The following is a 22825-nucleotide window of genomic DNA, read 5'->3' as shown; positions in this document are numbered from 1 at the left end:
CGCATTCTATAATTCACTTATTCTATCATTATATTATGACAACATTCAAAAAAGTCAATAACTTTCTCCACTTATGGCTCGGGCTTATCTCCGGAATCATCGTTTTCATCGTCTGTATCACAGGCTGTATCTGGGTTTTTAATGAGGAGATTGAAGGTTTGCTAGAACCAGAAACTAAAATTGAAAGGCAGGATAAAGCAGTTATCATGCCTTCTCAGCTGATGCAGATTGCAAAGGCTTCTTATCCTGATATCAAAGTTTCTTATGCGAATTACCAGCAAGGAAGAGCGATTAATTTGGGTCTGGGTGAACGACGCGGTCCTAATATCACGTTGAAAATAAATCCGTATACTGGTGAGATAATCAGTAAGGATGTACACAAAAAGGGGGAAACAAGCTTTTTTCGATGGGTTTTAAACGGTCATCGTTTTTTATGGCTTCCGTTTGAAATTGGTCGCCCGATTGTAAATTATGGCACTTTAGTTTTTGTCATACTTTTGATAACCGGACTGATATGGTGGTATCCTAAAAAGTGGACGAAAACCACAACGGATAAAAGTTTCAAAATAAAATGGGGTGCATCTTTTAAGCGGGTTAATCTGGACCTTCATAATGTGCTTGGGTTTTACTCACTTTTATTTTTGCTGGCCATCGCATTGACGGGAATGGTTTATGGAATTAAATGGTACAGTCAGGGTTTATATTGGGCAACTTCGGGCGGGAAATCACTGCCGGGCCGGGAAAGGGAGATAACTTCTGACTCGTTAATGGCTGGAAAGTTTTTTACCCCACAACAGGCGATTGATAAAGCCTGGTTAAAAGTGATCAGCGAGAATCCGAAAGCCGAAGGTTTTTATTATACTTTTCCTGATTCTGTAAAAGCAAAATCTGCCATTTATATTACCATTTATCCAAACAGCGGTCAGTTTTATAATAACCGTAGTTATTCTTTTGATCAGCATACATTAAAAGAATTGCCGAAAGATGAGGTTTATGGAGCTTCTTATGATGGCGCACCTTTTGGAACAAAACTTCGCAAAATGAACTACGATATTCACGTGGGAAGTATTCTCGGATTTCCAGGTAAAGTGCTGGCTTTCCTTTCCAGTCTGATCGGAGCAAGTTTGCCTGTGACGGGCTTTCTGGTATGGTGGGGACGGAAAGGTTTTGGCAAAAAAGGTAAGAAAAATGCCGGCAGGATTAAGAAGTTTGTAAGTGAAGATCTTTCAGAAAATCAGGAAAATATCAGTTTAGCCACAACGTCAAAATTTAAACCGGGACTAATACGAAATAAAGATTTAAACGAAAAAACAACGATTGATTCATAATTTTGATGAAGCAGAATTTTAAAAATTTTGTGTGAATGTCTTGCCATGAAAAATAGTTTTAATAAATCAACCGACCTTTTGAATGAAACCAGACAGGTAAAAATTACTGATTTTCCTCTCCATCAATTGGGAGGAGATTTTTTCATGATGTCCAAAATTGAAGAAAGTAATGAGCATTATTTTAATGGGATCCATCGCCATGACTTTTACGAATTTCTATGGTTTACGGATGTGAAACCACGTCAGGTGCATTTTATTGATTTTATCAAATACCCTATAAGCCGGAACCAGCTATTTCTGCTTCTTCCGGATCAGGTCCATAATATTGATAAGCGGGATAAGGTTGGGTATCTTTTTGCTATTTCCAAGGATTTTTTCGAACGTTTGATTGCTGGTGATATTTTCAAATTATTTTACCACACTGTTAATTTTTCAATCATAGTGCCTGATTCACAGGTTTGTCTTTTTCATAAATTAATTGATCTGATTCAGCTTGAACATGATGGTGAAAAACGTCCTGCTATTTTAGAATCTTATCTTAGAAGCTGGTTTTTACATTGTATTGAATTTCAAAAAGATATCAGAAAAGATGAGAATAAGGATAACCGTATGAACCTGTTAATTGAATCTGTTGAAAATCACTTCAAAAGTCAAAGAAGTGCTGCTTTTTATGCGAATGAACTATCGTTAAGTGCGAAAAGACTGAATGAATTAACAAAAGACACCTATGGTAAAACAATCAATCAAATTATTAATGAGCGGCTGATTCTGGAAGCGAAAAGAGAAATCAGCTGTTTTGATAAATCAATTAAAGAGATCAGTTACGAACTCGGTTTTTCTGAACCTGCCTATTTTACACGTTTTTTTGGTAAACAAACAGGACATACCCCGGAAGATTTTAGGAAGAAAACAGGAGATGTGATCAGGTAAAATAAATGAAAATGAAATCGCCTGACTATGCAACAGCCCAGCGACTTCATTTTTTAGGAAGAAAATTCTATTAGGCTATAATTAATCCACGGATACCATTGCTTTAATCACACCATTTTCAGGATCTAGCCAACCGGCGAACTGATCTGCTACTTCATCAAATTTTACACGATGGGTGATATAGGTTGTAGGATCAACAAGCCCTTTTTTCATACTATCAATCACATGCTCAAAATCCTGGCGTGTTGCGTTTCTGCTGCTCATTAAAGTGGCCTCACGTTTATGAAATTCGGGGTGACTGAAAATGATTTCTCCTTTTTGCAAACCAATTAAAGCATAAGTTCCTCCATGTGCCAGATAAGCAAAAGCGGTGTTGATGGCCCGTAGGTTTCCGGTTGCGTCAATAATGATCGTTGGCATATCACCGTTCGTAATCTGGCTCAATCTTTCTGCTACGTTTTCCGTAAGAGCGTTGATGGTATGTGTTACACCAATTTTATCCTTAGAAAATGCCAGCCGGGAGTCATTTACATCGAGGGCGATGACCGTTGCTCCGGCGATTCTTGCAAATTCCATAGTACCTAAACCAATCGGGCCAGCCCCTGCAACCAGTACAAAATCACCGGGTTTTACACCGGCTCTTCTCACACCATGAGCGCCTATGGCAAGTGGTTCGACCAATGCCAATTCGTCAAAACTTAATCCGTCTCCGTGCACCAGCGCATAGGAGGCGACAGAGATATATTCAGACATACCACCGTCAATATGCACACCTGATACCTGAAGACTTGTACAGCAATTAGGTTTATCTGAGCGGCAAGCAATACATTTTCCACAGTTGAAATATGGAACAAAAGTTACGGCTTCGCCAATCCGGAATTCGGAGGAATCGTCACTGGACACAATTTCACCGGCCAGTTCATGACCTAAAATTCGGGGATAATTAAAAAATGGCTGCGTTCCTTCAAAAGCGTGAAGGTCTGTACCACAAATTCCAATTCGTTTTATTTTGATAAGGGTATTTCCGGCAGATTGTTCTGGTTTTTCAGATATCTGATAAGAAAATTGACCTGGTGTTACACAAACAAGAGTTTTCATTTAGGCTTAGGTTCGAAATTCGATAAAGAAGTAACTGAACGATTAGAAATTCAAAATTAAAGATAGTTACATCGAAACAATTACTTTTTTAAGATTTTCGCGTTTAAGATTCTGAACACGCACTTATCTATTTTAATTAAAATGAATAGAGATGATTCACTTTGGAAAGGAATTCTTGAAAATTTATGTCCTGATTTTCTACGATTTTTTTTCAGGATGCAGATAAATTATTGAATATCGAGAAAGGGTTTGAATTTCTGGATAAAGAACTGGAGCAGCTATTTCCATCAGACGAAATTGATGCGCCAAAGTTTGTTGATAAACTGGTAAAGGTATTTACAAGAACCGGTAAAGAGGAATGGATTCTTGTACATATTGAAGTCCAGGGATACATTGATAAAGATTTTTCGAAAAGGATGTTTACCTATTTCTATCGTATCCTTGACAAGTATGGCAAACCAGTTACAGCCATCGCCATTTTTACGGATAAAAATAAAAAGTACCACCCTTCGGTTTTTGAATATGAATTCCTTGGAACCAGAAATATCTTCTCTTTTAATAGTTACAAAATTATCGAACAGAATGAAGAAGATCTTCACGAAAATGACAATCCATTTGCAATAGTCATTTTAACAGTACTCCTGGCCTTGAAAAAGAAAAAAATGGATGACGAAAGTCTTTTCAATTTAAAATACTTATTGGCAAAGAATTTGTTGAAAAGGAAAATTGAAAAGAAAAAGATTGATGATTTGCTAATATTTTTACATCAATACGTAAGGTTTGCGGATTCAGAATATAGTATTAAATTTGATCAGGTTATTGGGGAATTAACTGAAAATAAAAAGAATATGGGCATAAGAGAAATGGTGCTTGATAGGGCTAAGAAAGAGGGGAAAGAGGAGGGGAAAAAGGAAGGGAAAGTGGAAAATCAAATTAGTATTATTACAAACTTGCTTAGGGCAGGACGTTTTACCACTCAGGAAATAGCTAATTACGCAGAGGTTCCGGAGAGCTTTGTTTTAAATGTGATGAAGAATCTGAATTTATAAATAATAAATCTTGAAATTAAAAAGCCGGTTAAATCATCTGATGAATGATCTAACCGGCTTTTTAGTTAACCAATTATCCTTATTTTACAACCACTTTTAGTGATTTCTTTTCATTGTCACCATTTTGCAATTGAAGGAAATAAACACCCGAAGTCAAAGTGGAAACGGGTTGAATGATCAATGTTTCCTGGCTTTCGGTTTTTTGTGCATTTACCTTAATTTCTACACCGGAATTGTTGAATAATCTCACCGAAGTATTTTCAGCGATTGAAGCAGTAACTGAGAAAACTCCATTATTTGGGTTTGGATATACAAAAGCTGCCTGGGTCAATCCTTTCACAGAAATACCAATAATTCTTGATAAATCGGTAGTTCCATCCAGATCTCGTTGTTCCAAACGGTAGTAATAAATCTGACCAGCTTTCACGTCAGTGTCGTTAAACTGATATGCAGAGTTGGCAGACGTCGTTGCATTTCCCGGCACGTAACCAATTTTTTCAAAAGTAGTTCCGGTAGTACTTTTTAATACATCAAACCCTGCATTATCTTTTTCATTTGCCGTTTCCCATTTCAACACAACAACCTTTTCAACCGATTGTCCGGTGAAGGATATGTAATTAACAGGCAACGGTTTAGCAAGATTTAATCCGATTAAAATCGGGTCATGGTCTGAGGCACGGAATTGGTCAGCACTGTATAAACTTGAAATCTGATTAGCAGTTTTAAATTCTGTGTTGTAATCAAGCACACTTGGTTCGTCTGCATTGATGTGCCATTTTTCAGCACCTGTAACCTGGGACTGTAATGAACCTGTCGCCAATGCATGATCCAGTGAACCAACTTGCCCGTCAAAAACGTAGGAGTAGGAAGTTACAGGAAGTAAATTGTTATATCCCGCAGTTGCCAATCTTGTAATCGGATCTTCTTTTGCATAAGCATTCAAATCACCCAAAATAAGATAATCGGTATCCAGAGTTCCGGTCGGTTTGGTACCAAGCCAGGTAATTAAATCTTCTGCCTGGCGGGTACGTGTCCCGTTTGAACTTCCCTGTCCATCATTCGCATCAGTATCACCAGCACCACCGGCACTGGATCCCTTAGATTTGAAGTGATTGACAACCACAGTGAAAGTTTCATCATTTGAAAGTTGCTTGAAAGTCTGTGCCAAAGGCTGACGGCCGACCGTATTAAATGCGGCACTTGTAGTCAGTGTAGCCGGCGATCCCACAGGTGCAACTTTATCTGTTTTATAAATAATCCCAACTGTAATGGCATCCGTCGCAATTGATCCCGGGTTGACATACGTATAAACATTGCTGCCAACTTCTGCATTCAATCCGTTTACCAGATCTGCCAGAGCCGTAGTTGGCGTTGCACCGTTGTTTTGTAATTCCATCAATCCCATTACATCAGCACCCGAACCTGTAATGGCTTTGATCACCTTCGTTCTTTGTCTTGTTAATTCTTCTGCTGTGTTAGCGCCGCGGTAGTCAGTGCCGCTCGCGTTAAGATCAAGGGAGGTAAAATAGTTAAGCACATTGGCGCTTCCTACTTTCAAAGTTGCCGATCCAACCGAAGGAGGCGTTACCGGACGAGCATTTGTAGCCATGAAATTAACACCAGAGGCTGTCTGAATTCTATATCCTTCCAGACGTTCATCCAGGATTCCTGTAACATTACTGACCTCATCACCACCTCTCAATGTGTTAGTAGCACTCAAAGGATTTCCACCGCGCCCGAAGATGATCGGATCAGGGTTTTGTTTCCCACTTCCGTCGTCAAGAATAATTTTGCGTTTGGCAATCTCTGCAAGGTAAGCCGAATATCCGGCAACACTTGGTGCACTGAATTGTGTATACTGATCAAGTCTGGCATCTGTTCCGGCAAGATTACTCGCACCATCAGCAGATAAAACAACCTGCCCGTAACGGCCCAACTGAAAATATTCTGTCACGGCCAGATTGCCTGTTGTGGCACTCAGATTTACCAGCATACCTTCATAACGTTCCAGATCAGCTACATTTGCTACCGGAAGTTTTACAGAAGTAATAGTCGGCAAGGCAGCCGTTCCAATTTTGGTATAACTAGTTAATGTTTTTAATTCTGTCAAACTTGTGGTAACGCCGCTGGTTGTGCTTACAAAATCCACAACAGTTCCGGTTATATTTACCTTATCACCTTCGGCAGGTGTTACAAGCCCGGTTGGGTCAGCAGCTTGGTTATAAACGAAGATCCCTTCCGAAGTGGCCGGATCCGCATCTGCGTCGGCGTCTTCTTCCTGAACATAAAATCCACTCAAACCATTGGTACCTGAAAATGTGCGGGTAACAATACCTTCAATCGTTTGCGTGCCAGTGATCGCCGCCGAATTTCCGCTTCCCTGAATATTATGGATTAAAGTGGCAACCAGAGGTGTTGTACCCAAGGCGATCATTTCACTTCGGAATTTTTTAAAGTTATTTTGTGCCAAATCCTTCGCAGCAGTTCCATCACCGTAGAAAACTGCATCGCCATTATCTACCAAAAGCTGGATCTGGCTGGTGCTTGTCAAATTTGCCGGAAGATCCACGATGGATTCAAAACTTCCATTCGCGTTTAGCGCTGTAAGATTTGCAGAGCGTAATACCGGCGCGTCAGTAGCAATTCCTGTCCAGGTATATAATCTGAAATCTTTTGGTGCCACACCCGTTGCTGCATCCGCCGGACCGGCAATGATCAGATATTCGCCGGTACTGTTTTTCTTAATTTCACGGATGCCGCGTCCACCAAGGTCAAGCTGAATCGGAGTGCCAAAGGTTGCCGGACCTGTTGTAGGATTTCCGCTTACCAGGGCCGTCATATTTGTCCAGGGAACAATTAAGGCACTATTGCGATTGGAAACTGGTTCAATCGGTCCGCGAAAAGCGATATATCCTGTTGTTCCATCTGGCGCAATGGTTAATCCTTCAATATTAAATCCATCAAGAGCAGGGTCTTCTGGTACTTTTCCTGTTGCCGCGCTTGCGCTTAAACCCAAGGTATTTCCATTTGAAGCATCCCAGGCTAATAAATCAGTTTTCAATCCGTCATATCTTCCTACATAACTTAATGTTGCAGTTGATCCGGTTCCGGTAAGATCCGTAGCGAAAAACCTGCTGCGGTTTGGTCTGTTTTTTCCTTCGGAAGAATTTCCGTGCGAGCCCAGCCAGTAAATTCTGTTACCAACTTTTACTGAGGATTCAATATCAACTTCACGTGGTACGCCTCCCGACAGGTCTGTTAGTCCTAATGAAGACGTGTAATCAAAACCATTAACCGGTAAACCTGAATTTGTTCTGTTATACAATCTTAAAACCTGATTTTCATCATCAGCAACCAAAACATAATTGTCATCAACGGCTTGTGATGTTGAAGCATCACTTACCTGTGTCAGAAATCTTGTGGTTGAAGGTGTTCCAGACGCTACCGAAGCCGCGTATTTTATTAGGTAAGAGCTTGTCAATGAGCCATCTGAAACTGTTAACGTGATATCACTGTAACCAGCTCCTGCCGGAATAATTTTAAGATTACGGCTATTCCCTGTTCCAGTCAAAACAAGATTAGCATTGGTTACCACATTGGTATTGCTGCTTGAAACCGTCACAACAAGCGAGTTTGCGGCAGTTTCCACATCACTGATGTTAAATTCTAAACCAATTGTTCCTGCCGGATCTGTCGGGTCGCTGACAACACCACTTACAAAAGCTGCGGGAGCAGCCACCGGACTATTATCAGGAATACTTAAATAAGCCGTAGTTTTTTCAGGATCAATTACCGTTTCATTATCAGCCAAAATCACAGGCGCATTCGCATTTGGCGGTCCGTCATTATCTGTTATTGTAATATTTTGCGAAACCGTTGAACCAAGTGTAATACCTGATGAAGGATTACTTAATGTTAAAATAGCAGTTTCGTTTCCTTCATCATCGGCGTCATCAACGATTGTAAATGTCGCAGTTCCGGTGGTTTGACCGCTCAAAATCGTAATGGTTGGAGAACTTAAAACGTAATCCGAAATAGTGATACCAGTTCCGGTTATGGACAACGAGACAGTTTGGTCCGCAGTTACCGGCACAGATGAAGTGGCAGTTACAGTGATAACCGTTTGATTTGCTTCCGCCGCCGAAGCTGGATTCACTGACAAGGTGATAGTTGGAAGCGTTGGCCCGCATGAAGTTAAAGGAGCATCCGCACCGGCAATTGTTATTGCAGTAGTACCTGATGCCGGATTTACTGTACTAACCGAACCAGTTGGCCAGGTGCCGTCATCGTCGGTTGCACAACCCACTATGTTTCCGGTTGTAACACTTCTTTGTTCAATTCTTCTTACACCAGTCGGAAGAATGTTTGGTATGATTGCATTCCAGCTGCCTGTTGTGGTTAGATATCCGCTTGTTACGCTTGCAATAGTTGCTCCAATTGATTCAACAGGTGAAATAAACAATGGTCTTCCTGTACCAGCCGTGTTGTCATAAATAGCGACAAGATTTTTTGCGGTTGCAGAAGAAGTTTCCTTTAAAAATGATCCGTTATTGGCTGCTGAGGCTGTACTATAACCAAGAACTTTAATGGAAGTGTCAAGGACATTCCGGGATAAAATAGTACCGGTAGAATTAGCTACAACAATAACAGGATAAACATCATTCCCTGCTGTAAACCTGGCATTTCCTGTATTTACAAATCCAAACCATCCGGTATAATTTCCATTTCCATCGGAAGTAAAAGTTTCATAATTTCCGGCGGATGAAGTTGATGCACCAGTTGAATAAGTGTAGGTACTTCCATTGGCACTGATCAAGAGTGGATTTCCTGCACCCGGATTCGTTCCGCCAAAATCAGTCGTTATTGCACCACCCGTGAAATATCTGTAAACAGTGTTAGCCGTCAACCCAGTTACAGTAGCCCTGAACATTACCGGCAAGCGGGTTGAAGTTCCACTAGACATATACTGGGGTGTAAGAACGGATGTAAATCCGGTTTGTGTAACTGCCTGTGCTCTTAATTCTTTAAAAAAAGAGTTTGACAAAAGGCAGATAAAAAGGATCTGCTGAACTGCCTTTCTTAGCCGGCGCGCATAAATCCCATTTTCTTCGGTAAAGATTCCCTTCATTTTTTGTTAAAATTAGTTGGATTAAATAATGTAGAAATTCAGAGGAGAAGGGTATGTCAAGCAAAAAAATGACTGGCAAAATTCCGGTTATTCTTCTGATAAGGGCTTAAATAGTCAATGATGCTTGTGTTATGATTTCCTGTAGAAGGAAATAATACCGTAATGCTGGAATATAGCAGGTCTGATCAGAACCGGAAGATGGAACTAAATCAAATCAGGTATTAAGAATATGTCGTAAAACAACAATAGTCCTGCTGACATTTTCAACAGGACTATTGCAAATATTTATAATGTACCTATTCACTCCATGGCGAGTGAAGAATGCAGTCGCAGAAGTTCTTCCGGTGAAAATTCGGGATCATGTAAGCACAGACATCTGCTTTTATATTCCCAAAAGTAGTTTCCGTTTTATGTTCAAAACCGGAAAAGAAGGTCGGGATAATATTCTTTTTAAAATCATTACGAGGAAATGCTGAGATGATTTCCTCACGGTTTGCATCGCTCAGGTTTTCATAACCTTCACCCATCACATCCAGCCCGACGCCTGAATACATCAGTGCCACTTCCGGTTCCTTATGTTCTGCAATGCCGATTGTGGTGTGTAAAGCAATGGTATCCCAAACAAGTTGAAGCGATTCTTTTGGCAAGCCATGGCTTTTCAAAAAGTCTCTTGCGGCATTTGCTCCATCCACCTCAAACCGTAAATCAGGACTGCTATAATGTGAAGTGAGCCCGAGATCATGGAAAACTGAACTTACATACAGCAGCTCAGGATCGTACTGAGCCGCATTTCTTTTTCCGTTTAAAGAGGCAAAAAGAAATACACGCAGGGAGTGATTGTAAATAAATTCTGTTCCATGTTCAAGCAAAAGCTCTGTTGCCTGTGTCGAGATGGTGCTATCGGGAATTTGAATCCCGGCTACGGATTTTACTTTATTAACTGACATATTACTAATGATCTGACTGATTGGTTTGACATGAATTTCATGTACAAAATTAGCCAGGCAGTCAGCATCAGGGAATGTCAAATCCGGTCAATCGCATGCCAATTTTCACAAAATCGCCGCGATATAGCTGGGGAGAAAACTGGGTATATTTTTTAAAAAAATGACTGAATTGTTCAGGAGAATTAAAATTTAAATCGAATGCAATTTCCTTAACTGGTTTGGTACTAAACTGTAACGCCCGTTTCGCTTCTGTAATAATTTGCAGATTGATAATGTCTTTCGGGCCTTGATTACTATTTCTTTTACAAATGTCCGAAAGTTTTCTTGTTGAAATATTCAATTGTGCAGCAAAATCGGAAACGTCATGGGAGGTATGAATCTGGTTTTGTACCAAACCCAAAAACTGCCGGTAAACTTGTTTTTCAAAGTTATCATAAGCCTTTGCCAGCGAAGCATTCAGATTAGCCGTTTTTATCATAATGATTTTTAAATAAGCCGCCATCGCATCCGGTTTGTTGATATAATCTTCATTATTATATTCCGAAAGTAAGGTATTGAACAATATATCCATTTCCTGATATCCAGACAATGGAATGGGAATGTGCTGATTTTCAGTTATATTATTAAACAAAACGGCCTTGCAGTTGTTTGCACTTGCAGGGGTTTTCTCCCAAAAGCAATCACCAAAACTGAGCTCGTAACCCTTTACATCATGATGTTGTGAGAAGTAAAAGATTTGCTCCTTAGCTAATAGAAAGATTTCGCACCCGGCGACAGGATATGTAGCTTCGTCAATATTAATGATACCACTTCCATTTTTGATAAGTAAAATACGGTGATATTTCAGACGAACGGGTTCCTGGAAATCCCGCATCTGTTTATTTAATAATCGTATTGAAAATGAATCCTTTATATCCTTTTCAACCGTTACTTGTGGTGAAGTTGTCTTGGCGTTTCCCATATTTCAAAATGTTATCCGGCGATAAATGCTCTTTTCAAAAATGCTCCGATAAAACTTCCCGCAAAGGTTAAAACACAGCTTCCATATAAACTAAAACTTTCTACCTCCTGCCGACCGGTATTTTCCGGAAGATCAGTAAAAAGAAAGTAGCCCGCCACCAATAATATACACTGAAAAATGGCCAGAAGCCAGCCTTTTACCGGTTCAACAATACCAATGGATATCGCTGAAAAAACCGCAAGTAAGAATGGTAAATGAATACCATCTGATTTTTTGATGATCACAATTACCAAAATACTGGTGGCAATGATCAGGATTGAATTTATGGCAAGACGCTTATCAAAAAACGGATCTTTGGGTTTTGTTACAACTGGTCCTGCCGTAAGCTTTTTCTGTAAAATATCACTTTCCTTCCAAAAATCTTTTTGTGCCTCCACATCTCTGCCCAGTGCCTGATTGGCCAGCCCGCGCCAGTGATAAGTTGTTTCATGTTCATCACCATCATATAAAACCGCTTTGTCAAAAGATTCAAACGCATCTCTGAGTTGCCCGGTTTCAAATTCAATTTTACCTTTTTCCAGATGTAATTGTGACAAGGTTCCGTCATAACTCAGACCGGTAATTAAATCAGTTTTCGCAGCATCAATATTCCCAAGTTTTTTGTAACAAAGTGCCCGGTATAGATAGGCGAAACTGGATTTTGGCTTTGCCTTTATTTTTTGGTCAAAATAATTAAATGCCTTTTCGGTTTGCGCTTCGTTAAAAAGACTAATTCCTTCCTGTAAACCGGCAGCTTCCTTCTCGGATTTAGTCCTTAAATCTGCATAATTCCGCAAATAATATATGTAGCCGACCAGAGAAACGACAACCAGAAATTCAAGCATAAAACTCAATGATTAATAACAAACGCAATTTAATTATAAATGTATCAGGCTATAAAACCGCATTGAAAAAACAACGATTAATTCGGAAAATCAGTTTAATTGCTTATGAATTTTGCCGGTATTGTATGGACCACAGACATTATTGTTAAAGAAAGTTAAAGTGCCATACAAATGTCCTTCTGTTAACTTTTTTTAAGAGGCGTTTCTGTCACCAAAACTATCGAATTTCCTAGTTTTGACCCATCAAAATATTCTTCATAACACCAGGGTGTCGATTGCAAGTGATTTGCTACGAGCAATTTGCGTCAATACTGCTGTGTCTAAACATCACTGACCAAAATGAAAAATTTTAAACGGATTAATAACCTGACTGGCTGGATCGTCTTTGCCATAACCTTGCTGACGTATGCGCTCACGATGGAGCAGACCGCCAGCTTTTGGGACTGCGGTGAGTTTATTGCCTGTGCTTTTAAATTGCAGGTACCGCATCCGCCGGGTGCTCCATTTTTTCTGCTTATTGGTAGAATTTTTTCGATGTTCGCGCTGGGTGATGTTACCAAAGTTGCGTTCTGGGTCAACATGCTTTCCGTATTATGCAGTGCTTTTACAATTCTTTTTTTGTACTGGACAATTGTTTTACTCGCTAGAAAACTGGTTGGTAAAAATGAAGAAGATCTGACCACTGGTGATATAATTCTTGCGGTTGGCTCAGGGATTGTCGGTGCACTCGCATACGCTTGGTCCGATTCGTTCTGGTTTTCTGCTGTTGAAGCGGAAGTTTATGCCATGTCATCGTTCTTTACTGCTATCGTAATCTGGGCAGTTTTCAAGTGGGAAAGGATAGTAGATCCCGCAGAAGAAAACCGCTGGCTGATATTTATTGCTTACTTAACCGGAATTTCAATTGGTGTACATTTATTAAATCTCGTTACTATTCCGGCGCTGGCGCTGGTTTATTATTTCAAAAAATACCCAAAACCTACTGTTTTTGGAGGATTGATGGCCTTTTTCGCAGGACTTATTGTTCTTGGAATTATCAATTCGGGCATTATTCCAGGGCTTCCCGGATTGGCAGGGAAATTTGAAATATTTTTTGTCAATACATTCGGTCTTCCCTACAAATCAGGTGTGATCATCTTCGTAATATTATTTATCGGTGTCGTGGTATGGGCAATCAGATATTCTCATCGACAAGAAAAAATTCTACTCAACACCTGTTTGCTTTCATTCGCTTTTGTTCTGATGGGTTATGCTTCTTACCTGACGGTTCTGGTCCGTTCGGAATATAATCCGCCAATCAATGAAAATGATCCAAGTGATGTTTTAAGTTTTGTTTCTTATTTAAAAAGAGAACAATACGGGAGCCGTCCGCTATTATATGGTCCGTCATTTACATCAAAACCAATAAACCAGAAACCCGAATCAACCGTTTATTCCAAAAAGGATGGCAAATATGTAGTCCAGGGCCATCGCTACGACTATGATTATGAGCCGGGAAGCAGCATGCTTTTTCCAAGGATGTATAGCACGCAGCCAGGCCATCCGCAGCTTTATCAGCAAATGACTGGATTGGTCGAAGGACAAAAGCCGACGATGACGCAAAATATATCATTTCTATTTTCACATCAGTTGGGACATATGTACTGGCGATATTTTCTCTGGAATTTTGCCGGTCGCGAAAGTGATGAAGAAGGTGCCGGTACGCTCTTTCCCTGGGATATCTCAAAAACATACCCTTCCTCAATTGCTCAAAATAAAGGACATAATAACTTTTTAATGCTTCCGCTATTTCTGGGATTTGCCGGCATTATGGCGCTTTATTTTAAAAAGAGAAAAGACTTATTGGTGCTTGGTCTGTTATTTTTTCTGACCGGCGTTGCGCTTGTGATTTACCTCAATTCACCACCAGTTGAACCCCGCGAACGGGATTATATTTATGTAGGTTCATTTTATATTTTCTGTATTTGGATAGGTTTGGGCGTGATTGCACTGGCAAATGCTTTGCGGAAAATAGTTGGAAATAATGCTAAAATGGCTATTCTGGCAACTGCTTTCGGTTTGGCAATTCCTGTGATTATGGTTACTCAGGGTTGGGATAATCACAACCGAAGCAACCGCTATCATGCTGTGGATTTTGCAAGAAATCTGCTGAATTCATGTGCGCCAAACGCCATTTTATTCACCGGTGGTGATAATGATACTTTTCCGCTCTGGTATGTTCAGGAGGTGGAAGGTTTCAGGACAGATGTGCGGGTTTGCGTGCAGACATTCCTCGGTATCGACTGGTATATCAGGCAATTGAAAAGGAAGATGAATAAATCAGAAGCACTGCCGCTTTCGCTGGATACTAATAGTTATGCTTTTGGGAAAAATGATTACCTGCCTTTTTACGAAATCCCGAGTGTGAAAGCCGGTATCAATCTGAAAGAATATCTGCAACTGATCCAGCAGCAAAACCGCGCCATCCAGGTGCCGCTGACCAGTGGCGAAATGGCTTCCATCTTACCGTCTTCCGTTCTTTTTCTACCGGTAAATACGAAGGAAGTTGAAAAAATGAACATTATCAAAAAGGATCTTGTGCCAATGCTGAGTGATTCTATGAGTTGGAACATTGGTGAAAAAGATCTGTACAAAAGCGATCTGGTGATGCTGGATATCATCGCCACTAACAACTGGAAAAGACCGGTTTACTTTTCAAGTACGATGGGCAATTCCAATAATCTGGGTTTGAAAGAATATATGCAACTTGAAGGTTACACTTACAGATTACTGCCCGTGCGTGTTCCGGGAGCGGTTGATGGCTACGTCAACTCAGACATTATGTATAATAATCTGATGAACAAAATGTTCTGGCGCGAACTGGATAATAAAAATACTTACTACGATCCAACCTACCTGGGTTCACCTGTTGCCACTGCCCGCATAGCATTTTTGCGTTTGACCAATCAGTTGATTGCAGAAAACCGGAAGGAAGAGGCAAGAAAAGTGATCAATAAAGCGCTGGCCGTGATGCCGGACAAAAGTATTCCTTACGACCAGATTTCTTCAAATTATATAGGTCTTCTTTTTGAAATAGGTGAAAATAAAAAGGCGTTGGACACGGCTAAAACCATGGCACTGAGAGCAAACGAAAATCTTGAATTTGCAAAGAAAAATGACTTATCAAAAAGTCGGGATATCAATGCTGATCTGTATATTTTACAAACAATTGTGCATGAATGCAGAGAGGCGAAACAGGAAGCGGCCGCCATGGAGTATGATACAATTTTTAAAAAGCATCTGTTAGCCTTTAATATTTTTAGTAAAGAAGAAGAGTAAATGTAAACCCTCATAAATTAAACTGCCCGTATCTTGCATAGTTATAGATACGGGCAGTTTTGTATTACTGTTTTTCAACAAATTCTTTCAGTATTTTTCCAATGATTTCAGTCCAGCCCATTGCAAAGTTTTCCTTTTTAAAGTCGTCTACCGGCGGGAAAGTTTCCAGTCCCTCGTGTGTTAATTTCACTCTGGTTTTATCACCCTCAGGAAAAAGTTCGATGCGTACAGTCGAGTTTCCGGCATAACCGTCATAACGCCAGCTATATGCCAGTATTTTATCTTTAACTACTTCCGTAACAACACAAATATGTTTGAAAGACTTCCCTTCACTTCCACCATAAAAGACAAATTCAAAACCAACTTCCGGTTTGAAATCCTCCATTTCAAAGTACCATTGTTTCAGTTTTTCATGGTCAGTAATGGCCAGCCAGACATTATCTGAACTGGCTTCGTAGGTTCTTTCAATGGTAAAAGGTTCGGGTTTTTCTTCTTGTGCCGCCATGTCGTTACATTTTTTATTTTTGGAATAGTTTTATCAAAAGTTATGAAAGATTTTCCAAAATAATACGCTGAATTTTGCAGTACTAAAATCTTATGGCCCAAAGCCAGCGGCTAACCTACGGATTCAATATATCAATTAAAGGCGACGTAGAAATTCCTCCCGGATTAATTCCTGGCTCGGCCTCAGGAATTGGTATGCCAAGTTTTGCATAATATTCAATCCATACCGGGAAGAACTGATCACTTTTCGGCTTTTTAAAAGTCATCGGTTGTAGAGTGAAAAAATCCTTTCCTGCATTTGCTCTTTTGAAAGCATCGTAGATCAGTTCGGAACAGTAATATTTTTTATTGTTATAAATAAATTCGTCATCATATGGTACACCTTTTTCCTCCAAAGCGTATTTTACAGCCTTTTTAGCCACGGCCGTGTATTGCTTTTTTACTCTTCCGATGAGTACCGGATTCGGCGTTCTTTTTAGAAATAAATCAAGTGATGTTAACTGTACTTCCCTGCCAATGGCTTCAACAATAAAAACGCTGTCTTTTTGAACATAAACCAAACCAATATGTGAAAAATGGCGCCCTCCGAAACTTTTAGTAACCTGCTCAATGGCATCACAAAGCGGTCCGCAGTCAAGATCTTGAAAAATAAAATCTCCGGTTTTAAGTTTAATTCCGGGAGGTATTTGTCCAAATGATATTTCGGATATGAGAAAAAGGCCGAGAAATATTGCAAGAAAACGTTTCACTTTTTTGGTAAAGTATTTATAATGAGATTTTTATTTGATAAATAATTTAATCCCGTTTGTCGATTTCAACACGATCAGCGGATAAATACCAACTTTATGTTTTGGGTCAAATTCGAAATCAAAACGTTTCACAAGCGATGCAAGAATGAGCATCATTTCCATCATTGCAAACTGCTGTCCTATACATAAGCGTGGCCCGGCACCAAAGGGTAGATAATTGTATTTTCCTCTATTCTTAACATTTTCCAAACTGAAATTTTCAGGATTAAAAACCAGTGGATCATTCCAGATATTTGGATTTCGGTGTAGTTCATAAACCGACATAAAAACCGAAGTTCCTTTTGGTATAATCTGCCCTTCAACCTCGTCATCTTCCAAAGCTTCCCGTGTCATTGTCCAGGCTGGCGGAAATAACCTGAGGCCTTCTTCAACAACCTGCCGGGTGTATGGTAGCTTCATTAATTGTTCAAAGCCCGGAACAGTATCAAATATTTTCGATTCCTCACGAATTCTTGCAACAATTTCGGGTTGTTTCGCCAACTCTAAAAGCAACCAGCTAAGACCCGTTGCAGAGGTTTCATGTCCGGCTGCAAACATCGTAATGGCCTCGTCACGGATTTGCTGATCGTTCATTTGCGCTCCGGTTTCCTCATCCAGACTATCCAGAAGCAGCTGCAACAGATCATTCGGTTTATCTTTTACGCCATGTCTTTCGTGAATAAACTCAAAAACCAGTTTGTTAAAATAAGCCAGATCCGTTTTAAACCGTGTTCTTTCTCCATTAACATACATCAAAGGAATTCTATATGGACGGCGGACACGGGTCACCAGATAACGCTGCGTTCTGTTCACCTGATGAAAGATCTGCATTTTGTCCTCATTCGATATGTTGCCAAACAAAGTTTTCAGAGCAATGTCTGCTGTAATTCCCATCATTTTGGCATCAATATCAACGGCACCTTTACCACGAAACGCTTCCATTTCATCAATAAATTCTGATGTGATCTGGCCCATTGTCACAAACAGTTCCTGCAATCTTTCCCGGTGAAAAGCCGGCTGGACGAGCCGGCGCTGACGAAGCCAGAATTCTCCTTCGCTCGTTACCAAACCATTCCCCAGTACCGGATTAAGCATCTTTGATGAGCTTCCTTTTTTGTAATTTTTATTATTTGTTACAAGAATATGTCTGAAAAAGGCAGGGTCGCGGCTCACTATAAATTCGCGAAAAAGTTTGATCCGAAAGGTGTCTCCACAATTATCGAAGCCGCTTCTTAATGCCAAAAGGGGATCTCTGGCAAATATGAAAGGTGCCTGAATATCAAATTTTGCAATCTTGAATAATGGAATTTCAGACATCAATTATTTGTGTTTTAAGGTGGATTATCCGTAGGGAATTTTTGGACATTAAACCGTCGATAAAAGTAAATATAAACGAAAAGGAAATCAGTAAAATTTTCTTTCCTAAATTGACCGGGTAAAATAATGATTGAAAATGAAAAAAGATTGGAGCGAAGATTGGTCCGGGGAAAGGAGCGTAATTTGCCTCTCTTATTGAATTAACTGCTAATGTAAGATAACGGGACATTGATATTCCTGAGTCTATGATACGGGATCCCGGTAACGATAAAGAACTTGAACTGACAGGTCATGTCTGAAACTACTAAAATAAAACTTTACGATCCGAAAGCCTTTACCAGGAAGTACATGCCTTCGGATACATTAAAAAATATCATCAGGGTAGAAGAGCATAAGTTCTTCATTACACGGATTGAAGAAATGTATCAGTTAGTAAAGCATAATGTCCCAGCATCCCGATCCACTATTCATAGCGTTTTATATTTAACAGAAGGCGAGGCGGTGATGAAAATTGGTAGCGATGTTTACAAAATCCAGAAAGACGAAATGCTTTTTGTTCCCGCCGGTCAAGTGTTTTCGTTCCGTACCGGAGATGTGAACAAGGGATATATCTGTGGGTTGCATAATGACATGCTGGTAGGTGCCTTCGGGAAAACGGATCCTTTGAAGGAGTTTGAATTTTTAAGAGTCTGGGGTAATCCGGTTGTGCGTTTTGATCGACAAACTTCTGATTTTATACACCACATTTTGAAACGGCTTTTGCTTGAATATGTTCAGAATGGTATAAAGAATCAGGATATTTTTCAGTCCTATCTATTGGCCATGTTTTGCGAAGTAAAAAATGTATATCAGCCCTTGGTAAGTACCGGAAGGGCCGCTTCTGTATCCATTGCAAACAAATTTAAAGAGCTTGTTTTTACCAATATTAAAGACAAACATCTGGTTTCTGATTATGCATTTCTGCTTAATATTTCACCTAATCATTTAAATAAAACGGTCAGATCGGTCACCTCAAAATCGCCTACAAAATGGATTGATGAGGCAATTATTGCTGAGGCAAAAGTTTTACTATGCCAATCTGACTGGCCGATCAGTGCAGTTGCTCAGGAAGTTGGATTTGAAGATCAGTCGTATTTTACACGTTTATTTAAAAAATACGAAGGAATCACGCCTACTGATTTTCGAAGAATGATTGAAATATCCTGAAATTATTGTCTTCTGTCCTAACTTTTCCTTTCGTTTAAGCTGATCTTTGCAGTGTCAAATTTGGAGCCCGATGTATACTTATTTACTATTTTTTCATTCGATATTCAGGTGGCTTGTTCTGGTCAGTTTATTGTTCGCACTTTTTAAAGGAGTACGCGGATGGAGCGGGAAATTGTCATTTACTAAAAGAGATGATCGCGTCAGGCACATGACTGCGACCATTTCTCACGTCCAGCTCACGCTTGGGTATTTGTTGTATTTCAATAGCCCGTTTATCGCCTATTTTCGGTCGAATTATCACGAAGCGGTCAAGCATTTTGACTTCATGTTCTTTGGCATGATCCACATCACATTGATGACAATCTCTATTATTCTTATCACAATCGGTTCGTCTATTGCCAAACGTCAGCAAAACAATGAAAGCAAATTCAAAACCATGGTAATATATTTCGGGATTGCGCTTTTAATCATTTTTCTGGCTATTCCATGGCCATTTTCACCTTTGGCCAACCGGCCGTATTTACGTCTTTTTTAATAATGATGAAGTTTTTGAAAACTAAAATTGGCAGGTTACGATTGGTAGCTTTGCTGGAAGGACTGTCGCTTTTGGTACTGGTTTTTATAGCGGTTCCGTTAAAATATGCCTGGCATGATCCATCATTAGTTAAAACCATGGGCCCGATTCATGGTTTTTTGTTTCTGTTTTTTGTAATAAACACCATCAGTGTTGGCGTTGAATACAACTGGAAATTTAAGGAAACAACCTGGAAAGTTTTGCTCGCCTGTGTTATTCCTTTCGGTACATTTTATGTTGATTATACGATTTTGAGCAGGATGGAGGAAAGATAATTTATTTCTTCTTCCACAAATTAGGCAGCAACTTATCATTCAGCAGCATCCGCCACGTTCCCCAGTCATGCGCGCCATCGCCGCCAATGAAGTAGTCATGTTTGATTCCATGTTTTTCCAGGGCTTCGTGGGTTGCGGCTGAGCGTTTTTCAACAAAATCCACTTCAGCACTACCGTGCCCTATTAAGAGATAATCCACTTTTTCCTTCACTTTTGGATCATTGAAAAAAGCAGCATTCAACTTTTCTGTTTCCAGATCGCCGGCACTTAAAATTCCAAAAGAACTGAAAAGATCCAGATCATTCATACCAACAATTTGCGTATGACGTCCGCCCATGGATAATCCGGAAATAGCTCTGCTCTTACGATCTTTGATGGTGCTGTAATTTTTGTCAACAAAAGGAACAATCTGCGATCGAAGTTCTTTCTCAAAGAGAGTATAAGTTTTTTCTATGTGATTCGGGTCATTTCTGTGTAAAACCTGGTTATTGGGCATCGCAATAATCATTGGTACAATCCTGCTTTCTGCCAAAAGATTGTCAGCAATAAAATTAGCGCGTCCGTCCAGCATCCAACCCGAAGCCAGCTCGCCACTTCCTCCTAATAAATATAGGACCGGATACTTTTTCTTTGGATCATAGCCTGGCGGCGTGTAGACAAAGATTTCCCGTTCTCCGTTCAATACGTCAGAGTGATAGATACTTCTGGTAATATTTCCATGCGCGACATTTTTCGCGTCATAATAAGCCGGTCCGTTTCCATGAACCACTACACTGCTATATCCAGGCTGATTCGATGCGCCGGTGATCGTATTATTTGGATCTACAATAGCAACTCCGTCAAGCAGAAAACGGTAGACATAGATATTTGGCTTAACCGGACCAACAGTGAGCGACCAAATCCCGTCATCTCCTTTTTTGAAAGGGACCGGATCTTTTACGCCCAGAGCCAGCAGTATGGGGCCGCCGGTAAGTTTTACCTCATGCGCATCTGGTGCTTTCAGTCGAAAAGTTATGGTATGATCATCCTTAACATCGGGAGATACAACATTGCCGCCATAAGGAACCAGATTCTCTGTATTCTTCTGCGGATTCCAATCCAGGTTTACATTTGCCTGTTGGGCAAAGGTGATAGCGGAGGTAGAAAAAATTGTAAAGGTAAAGATGGAAAAGGTTTTCAGCAGGTTCATTTTATCGTCTATTTTCTGGTCATTTTCAGTATTGAACTTACATTGTATATCGCAAAAAGTAAGTGCCAGAGACGGGATACTCACTAAATCAGAACAAGTTTTATTTTTCTCTTACAATGAAGTATTATTTAAAGAAAATATGTGTTGGCAACGTCGAAATAATTTTATTTTTGGATAAATAAAATTAAACACGGGATGCAAGTAGCTGTGAATTTCTTTTCAAAACATAAGCAGGTAATCAGTTACGGTCTTTCTCTGGCGATACTGCTGTTCTTGCTGAAATGGCTGGAAATGCGCTATGTGATTATCAATCATTCTCTTGAAATTTATATTGGTGCCATTGCCATGATTTTCACAGGCTTAGGGATATGGCTGGCTCTTAAACTGACAAAGCCAAAAACTGTTGTGGTAGAAAAAGAAGTGTTTATTCACTCAGAAGATACGTTTTACCCAAATAATCAATCAATTGAAAAACTTGGAATAAGCCGTCGCGAACTCGAAGTGTTACAACTTATTTCGGCAGGTTTTAGCAATCAGGAAATTGCAGATCAATTATTTGTTTCCCTTAATACGATTAAAACGCATTCTTCAAATCTGTTTGGTAAGCTGGATGTGAAAAGCAGGACACAGGCTGTGGAAAAAGCCAAAAGGCTGAATATCATTGGAAAATAAAGTAATACTTTGGTATGATAAAGTTGTCTGGAAACCAAAATCACTCAAAAGTATGACTTAAAATACTGTGCAGCCTATCACCTTTGTGGCATGTCAAATATCAAAACTCACTGAATAGATGAAACGAAACATTATTGTGTGCGGACTAATTTCCGGAGCCATCGTAGCTGTCATGATGGTTACTTCAACAAGCCTTTGTTATCAATCCGGAAATTTTGAGGGCAGCATGGTTATTGGTTATGCAACCATGATCCTTGCCTTCTCTTTGATCTTTGTGGCCGTAAGAAATTTCCGGGACAAACATAACGGAGGCACAGTCACTTTTGGTGAAGCTTTCAAAATTGGCCTATTCATTTCTTTGATCGCTTCAACAATTTACGTGCTCGTCTGGCTGGTTGATTATTATCTTTTTGTCCCGGATTTTTTGGAAAAATATTCCGCAACTATGATCAAAAATGTAAAAGAGGAGGGTGGAACGTCAGCGGAAATAAACAAAACAGTTGCGGAAATGGCTGGATATAAGGAAATGTATAAAAATCCGCTCTTTGTTATCTTATTGACTTACACCGAAATTCTTCCGGTAGGCTTAATTGTTTCACTAATCTGCGCATTGATCTTAAAAAGAAAAACAGTCAGCTTGTAAATTATTTCTATTTA

General features: G+C 39.8%; 18 protein-coding genes. 9 read left to right on the top strand and 9 right to left on the bottom strand.

Annotated features, from left to right (window positions below; genetic code table 11):
• Positions 1–35 precede the first annotated feature (35 nt).
• Both LXL81_RS08915 and LXL81_RS08910 read left to right on the top strand, forming a co-directional pair.
• On the top strand, positions 36–1328 hold the full coding sequence (locus tag LXL81_RS08915; RefSeq protein ID WP_234646382.1) for a PepSY domain-containing protein: 1293 nt from the start codon (positions 36–38) through the stop codon (positions 1326–1328).
• A gap of 45 nt (positions 1329–1373) precedes the next feature.
• Positions 1374–2258, top strand: coding sequence for an AraC family transcriptional regulator (locus LXL81_RS08910; protein ID WP_234646381.1), 885 nt, complete (start codon positions 1374–1376; stop codon positions 2256–2258).
• An 81-nt stretch (positions 2259–2339) separates the two neighbouring features.
• On the opposite strand, the gene LXL81_RS08905 is transcribed toward LXL81_RS08910, so the two are convergent.
• On the bottom strand, positions 2340–3356 hold the full coding sequence (locus LXL81_RS08905; RefSeq protein ID WP_234646379.1) for a zinc-binding alcohol dehydrogenase family protein: 1017 nt from the start codon (positions 3354–3356) through the stop codon (positions 2340–2342).
• 230 nt (positions 3357–3586) lie between these two features.
• Here LXL81_RS08905 and LXL81_RS08900 point away from each other — a divergent pair, with 230 nt between their 5' ends.
• Positions 3587–4405, top strand: coding sequence for a hypothetical protein (locus tag LXL81_RS08900; RefSeq protein WP_234646378.1), 819 nt, complete (start codon positions 3587–3589; stop codon positions 4403–4405).
• A 79-nt stretch (positions 4406–4484) separates the two neighbouring features.
• On the opposite strand, the gene LXL81_RS08895 is transcribed toward LXL81_RS08900, so the two are convergent.
• The 4 genes from LXL81_RS08895 to LXL81_RS08880 form a co-directional block, all read right to left on the bottom strand.
• On the bottom strand, positions 4485–9533 hold the full coding sequence (locus tag LXL81_RS08895; protein ID WP_234646377.1) for an ExeM/NucH family extracellular endonuclease: 5049 nt from the start codon (positions 9531–9533) through the stop codon (positions 4485–4487).
• A 296-nt stretch (positions 9534–9829) separates the two neighbouring features.
• Positions 9830–10480 (bottom strand): HD domain-containing protein, encoded by a 651-nt coding sequence (locus LXL81_RS08890; protein ID WP_234646376.1) that lies wholly within the window; start codon positions 10478–10480, stop codon positions 9830–9832.
• 67 nt (positions 10481–10547) lie between these two features.
• Positions 10548–11441, bottom strand: coding sequence for an AraC family transcriptional regulator (locus tag LXL81_RS08885; protein ID WP_234646375.1), 894 nt, complete (start codon positions 11439–11441; stop codon positions 10548–10550).
• An 11-nt stretch (positions 11442–11452) separates the two neighbouring features.
• Positions 11453–12325, bottom strand: coding sequence for a M48 family metallopeptidase (locus tag LXL81_RS08880; protein WP_234646374.1), 873 nt, complete (start codon positions 12323–12325; stop codon positions 11453–11455).
• Between the two features lie 339 nt (positions 12326–12664).
• Here LXL81_RS08880 and LXL81_RS08875 point away from each other — a divergent pair, with 339 nt between their 5' ends.
• A complete protein-coding gene (locus LXL81_RS08875) occupies positions 12665–15643 on the top strand; it encodes a DUF2723 domain-containing protein (RefSeq protein WP_234646373.1) in 2979 nt (992 codons plus the stop codon).
• 64 nt (positions 15644–15707) lie between these two features.
• Here the strand turns inward: LXL81_RS08875 and LXL81_RS08870 are convergent, their stop codons facing one another.
• From LXL81_RS08870 to LXL81_RS08860, 3 genes are all read right to left on the bottom strand, one after another.
• A complete protein-coding gene (locus tag LXL81_RS08870; RefSeq protein ID WP_234646372.1) occupies positions 15708–16148 on the bottom strand; it encodes an SRPBCC domain-containing protein in 441 nt (146 codons plus the stop codon).
• 115 nt (positions 16149–16263) lie between these two features.
• Positions 16264–16896 carry a YiiX/YebB-like N1pC/P60 family cysteine hydrolase gene (locus tag LXL81_RS08865; RefSeq protein WP_234646371.1) on the bottom strand — a complete coding sequence of 211 codons (633 nt, stop codon included), beginning with the start codon at positions 16894–16896 and terminating at the stop codon, positions 16264–16266.
• 30 nt (positions 16897–16926) lie between these two features.
• Positions 16927–18252 carry a cytochrome P450 gene (locus tag LXL81_RS08860; RefSeq protein ID WP_234646370.1) on the bottom strand — a complete coding sequence of 442 codons (1326 nt, stop codon included), beginning with the start codon at positions 18250–18252 and terminating at the stop codon, positions 16927–16929.
• Between the two features lie 291 nt (positions 18253–18543).
• Here LXL81_RS08860 and LXL81_RS08855 point away from each other — a divergent pair, with 291 nt between their 5' ends.
• The 3 genes from LXL81_RS08855 (at position 18544) to LXL81_RS08845 (ending at position 20307) form a co-directional block, all read left to right on the top strand.
• Positions 18544–19458 (top strand): AraC family transcriptional regulator, encoded by a 915-nt coding sequence (locus LXL81_RS08855; protein WP_234646369.1) that lies wholly within the window; start codon positions 18544–18546, stop codon positions 19456–19458.
• A 70-nt stretch (positions 19459–19528) separates the two neighbouring features.
• On the top strand, positions 19529–19993 hold the full coding sequence (locus LXL81_RS08850) for a hypothetical protein (RefSeq protein ID WP_234646368.1): 465 nt from the start codon (positions 19529–19531) through the stop codon (positions 19991–19993).
• A gap of 5 nt (positions 19994–19998) precedes the next feature.
• Positions 19999–20307, top strand: a complete 309-nt coding sequence (locus tag LXL81_RS08845; RefSeq protein WP_234646990.1) for a DUF3817 domain-containing protein — start codon at positions 19999–20001, stop codon at positions 20305–20307.
• 1 nt (position 20308) lies between these two features.
• On the opposite strand, the gene LXL81_RS08840 is transcribed toward LXL81_RS08845, so the two are convergent.
• Positions 20309–21580: an esterase gene (locus LXL81_RS08840; RefSeq protein ID WP_234646367.1), complete on the bottom strand. Its 1272-nt coding sequence runs from the start codon at positions 21578–21580 to the stop codon at positions 20309–20311.
• 111 nt (positions 21581–21691) lie between these two features.
• Between LXL81_RS08840 and LXL81_RS08835 the strand changes: the two genes are divergently transcribed.
• Entirely contained in the window at positions 21692–22168 is a 477-nt protein-coding gene (locus LXL81_RS08835; protein ID WP_234646366.1) for a response regulator transcription factor, read from the top strand.
• Positions 22169–22286: 118 nt separating this feature from the next.
• Positions 22287–22811: a DUF4199 domain-containing protein gene (locus tag LXL81_RS08830; protein WP_234646365.1), complete on the top strand. Its 525-nt coding sequence runs from the start codon at positions 22287–22289 to the stop codon at positions 22809–22811.
• The last annotated feature ends 14 nt before the right edge of the window (positions 22812–22825 follow it).

Origin of the sequence: Dyadobacter sp. CY356 (genome assembly GCF_021440195.1) — a bacterium.
Lineage (GTDB): Bacteria > Bacteroidota > Bacteroidia > Cytophagales > Spirosomataceae > Dyadobacter.
The sequence above is the reverse complement of the archived record's forward strand: the minus strand, read 5'-3'. Positions and strand labels throughout refer to the sequence as shown.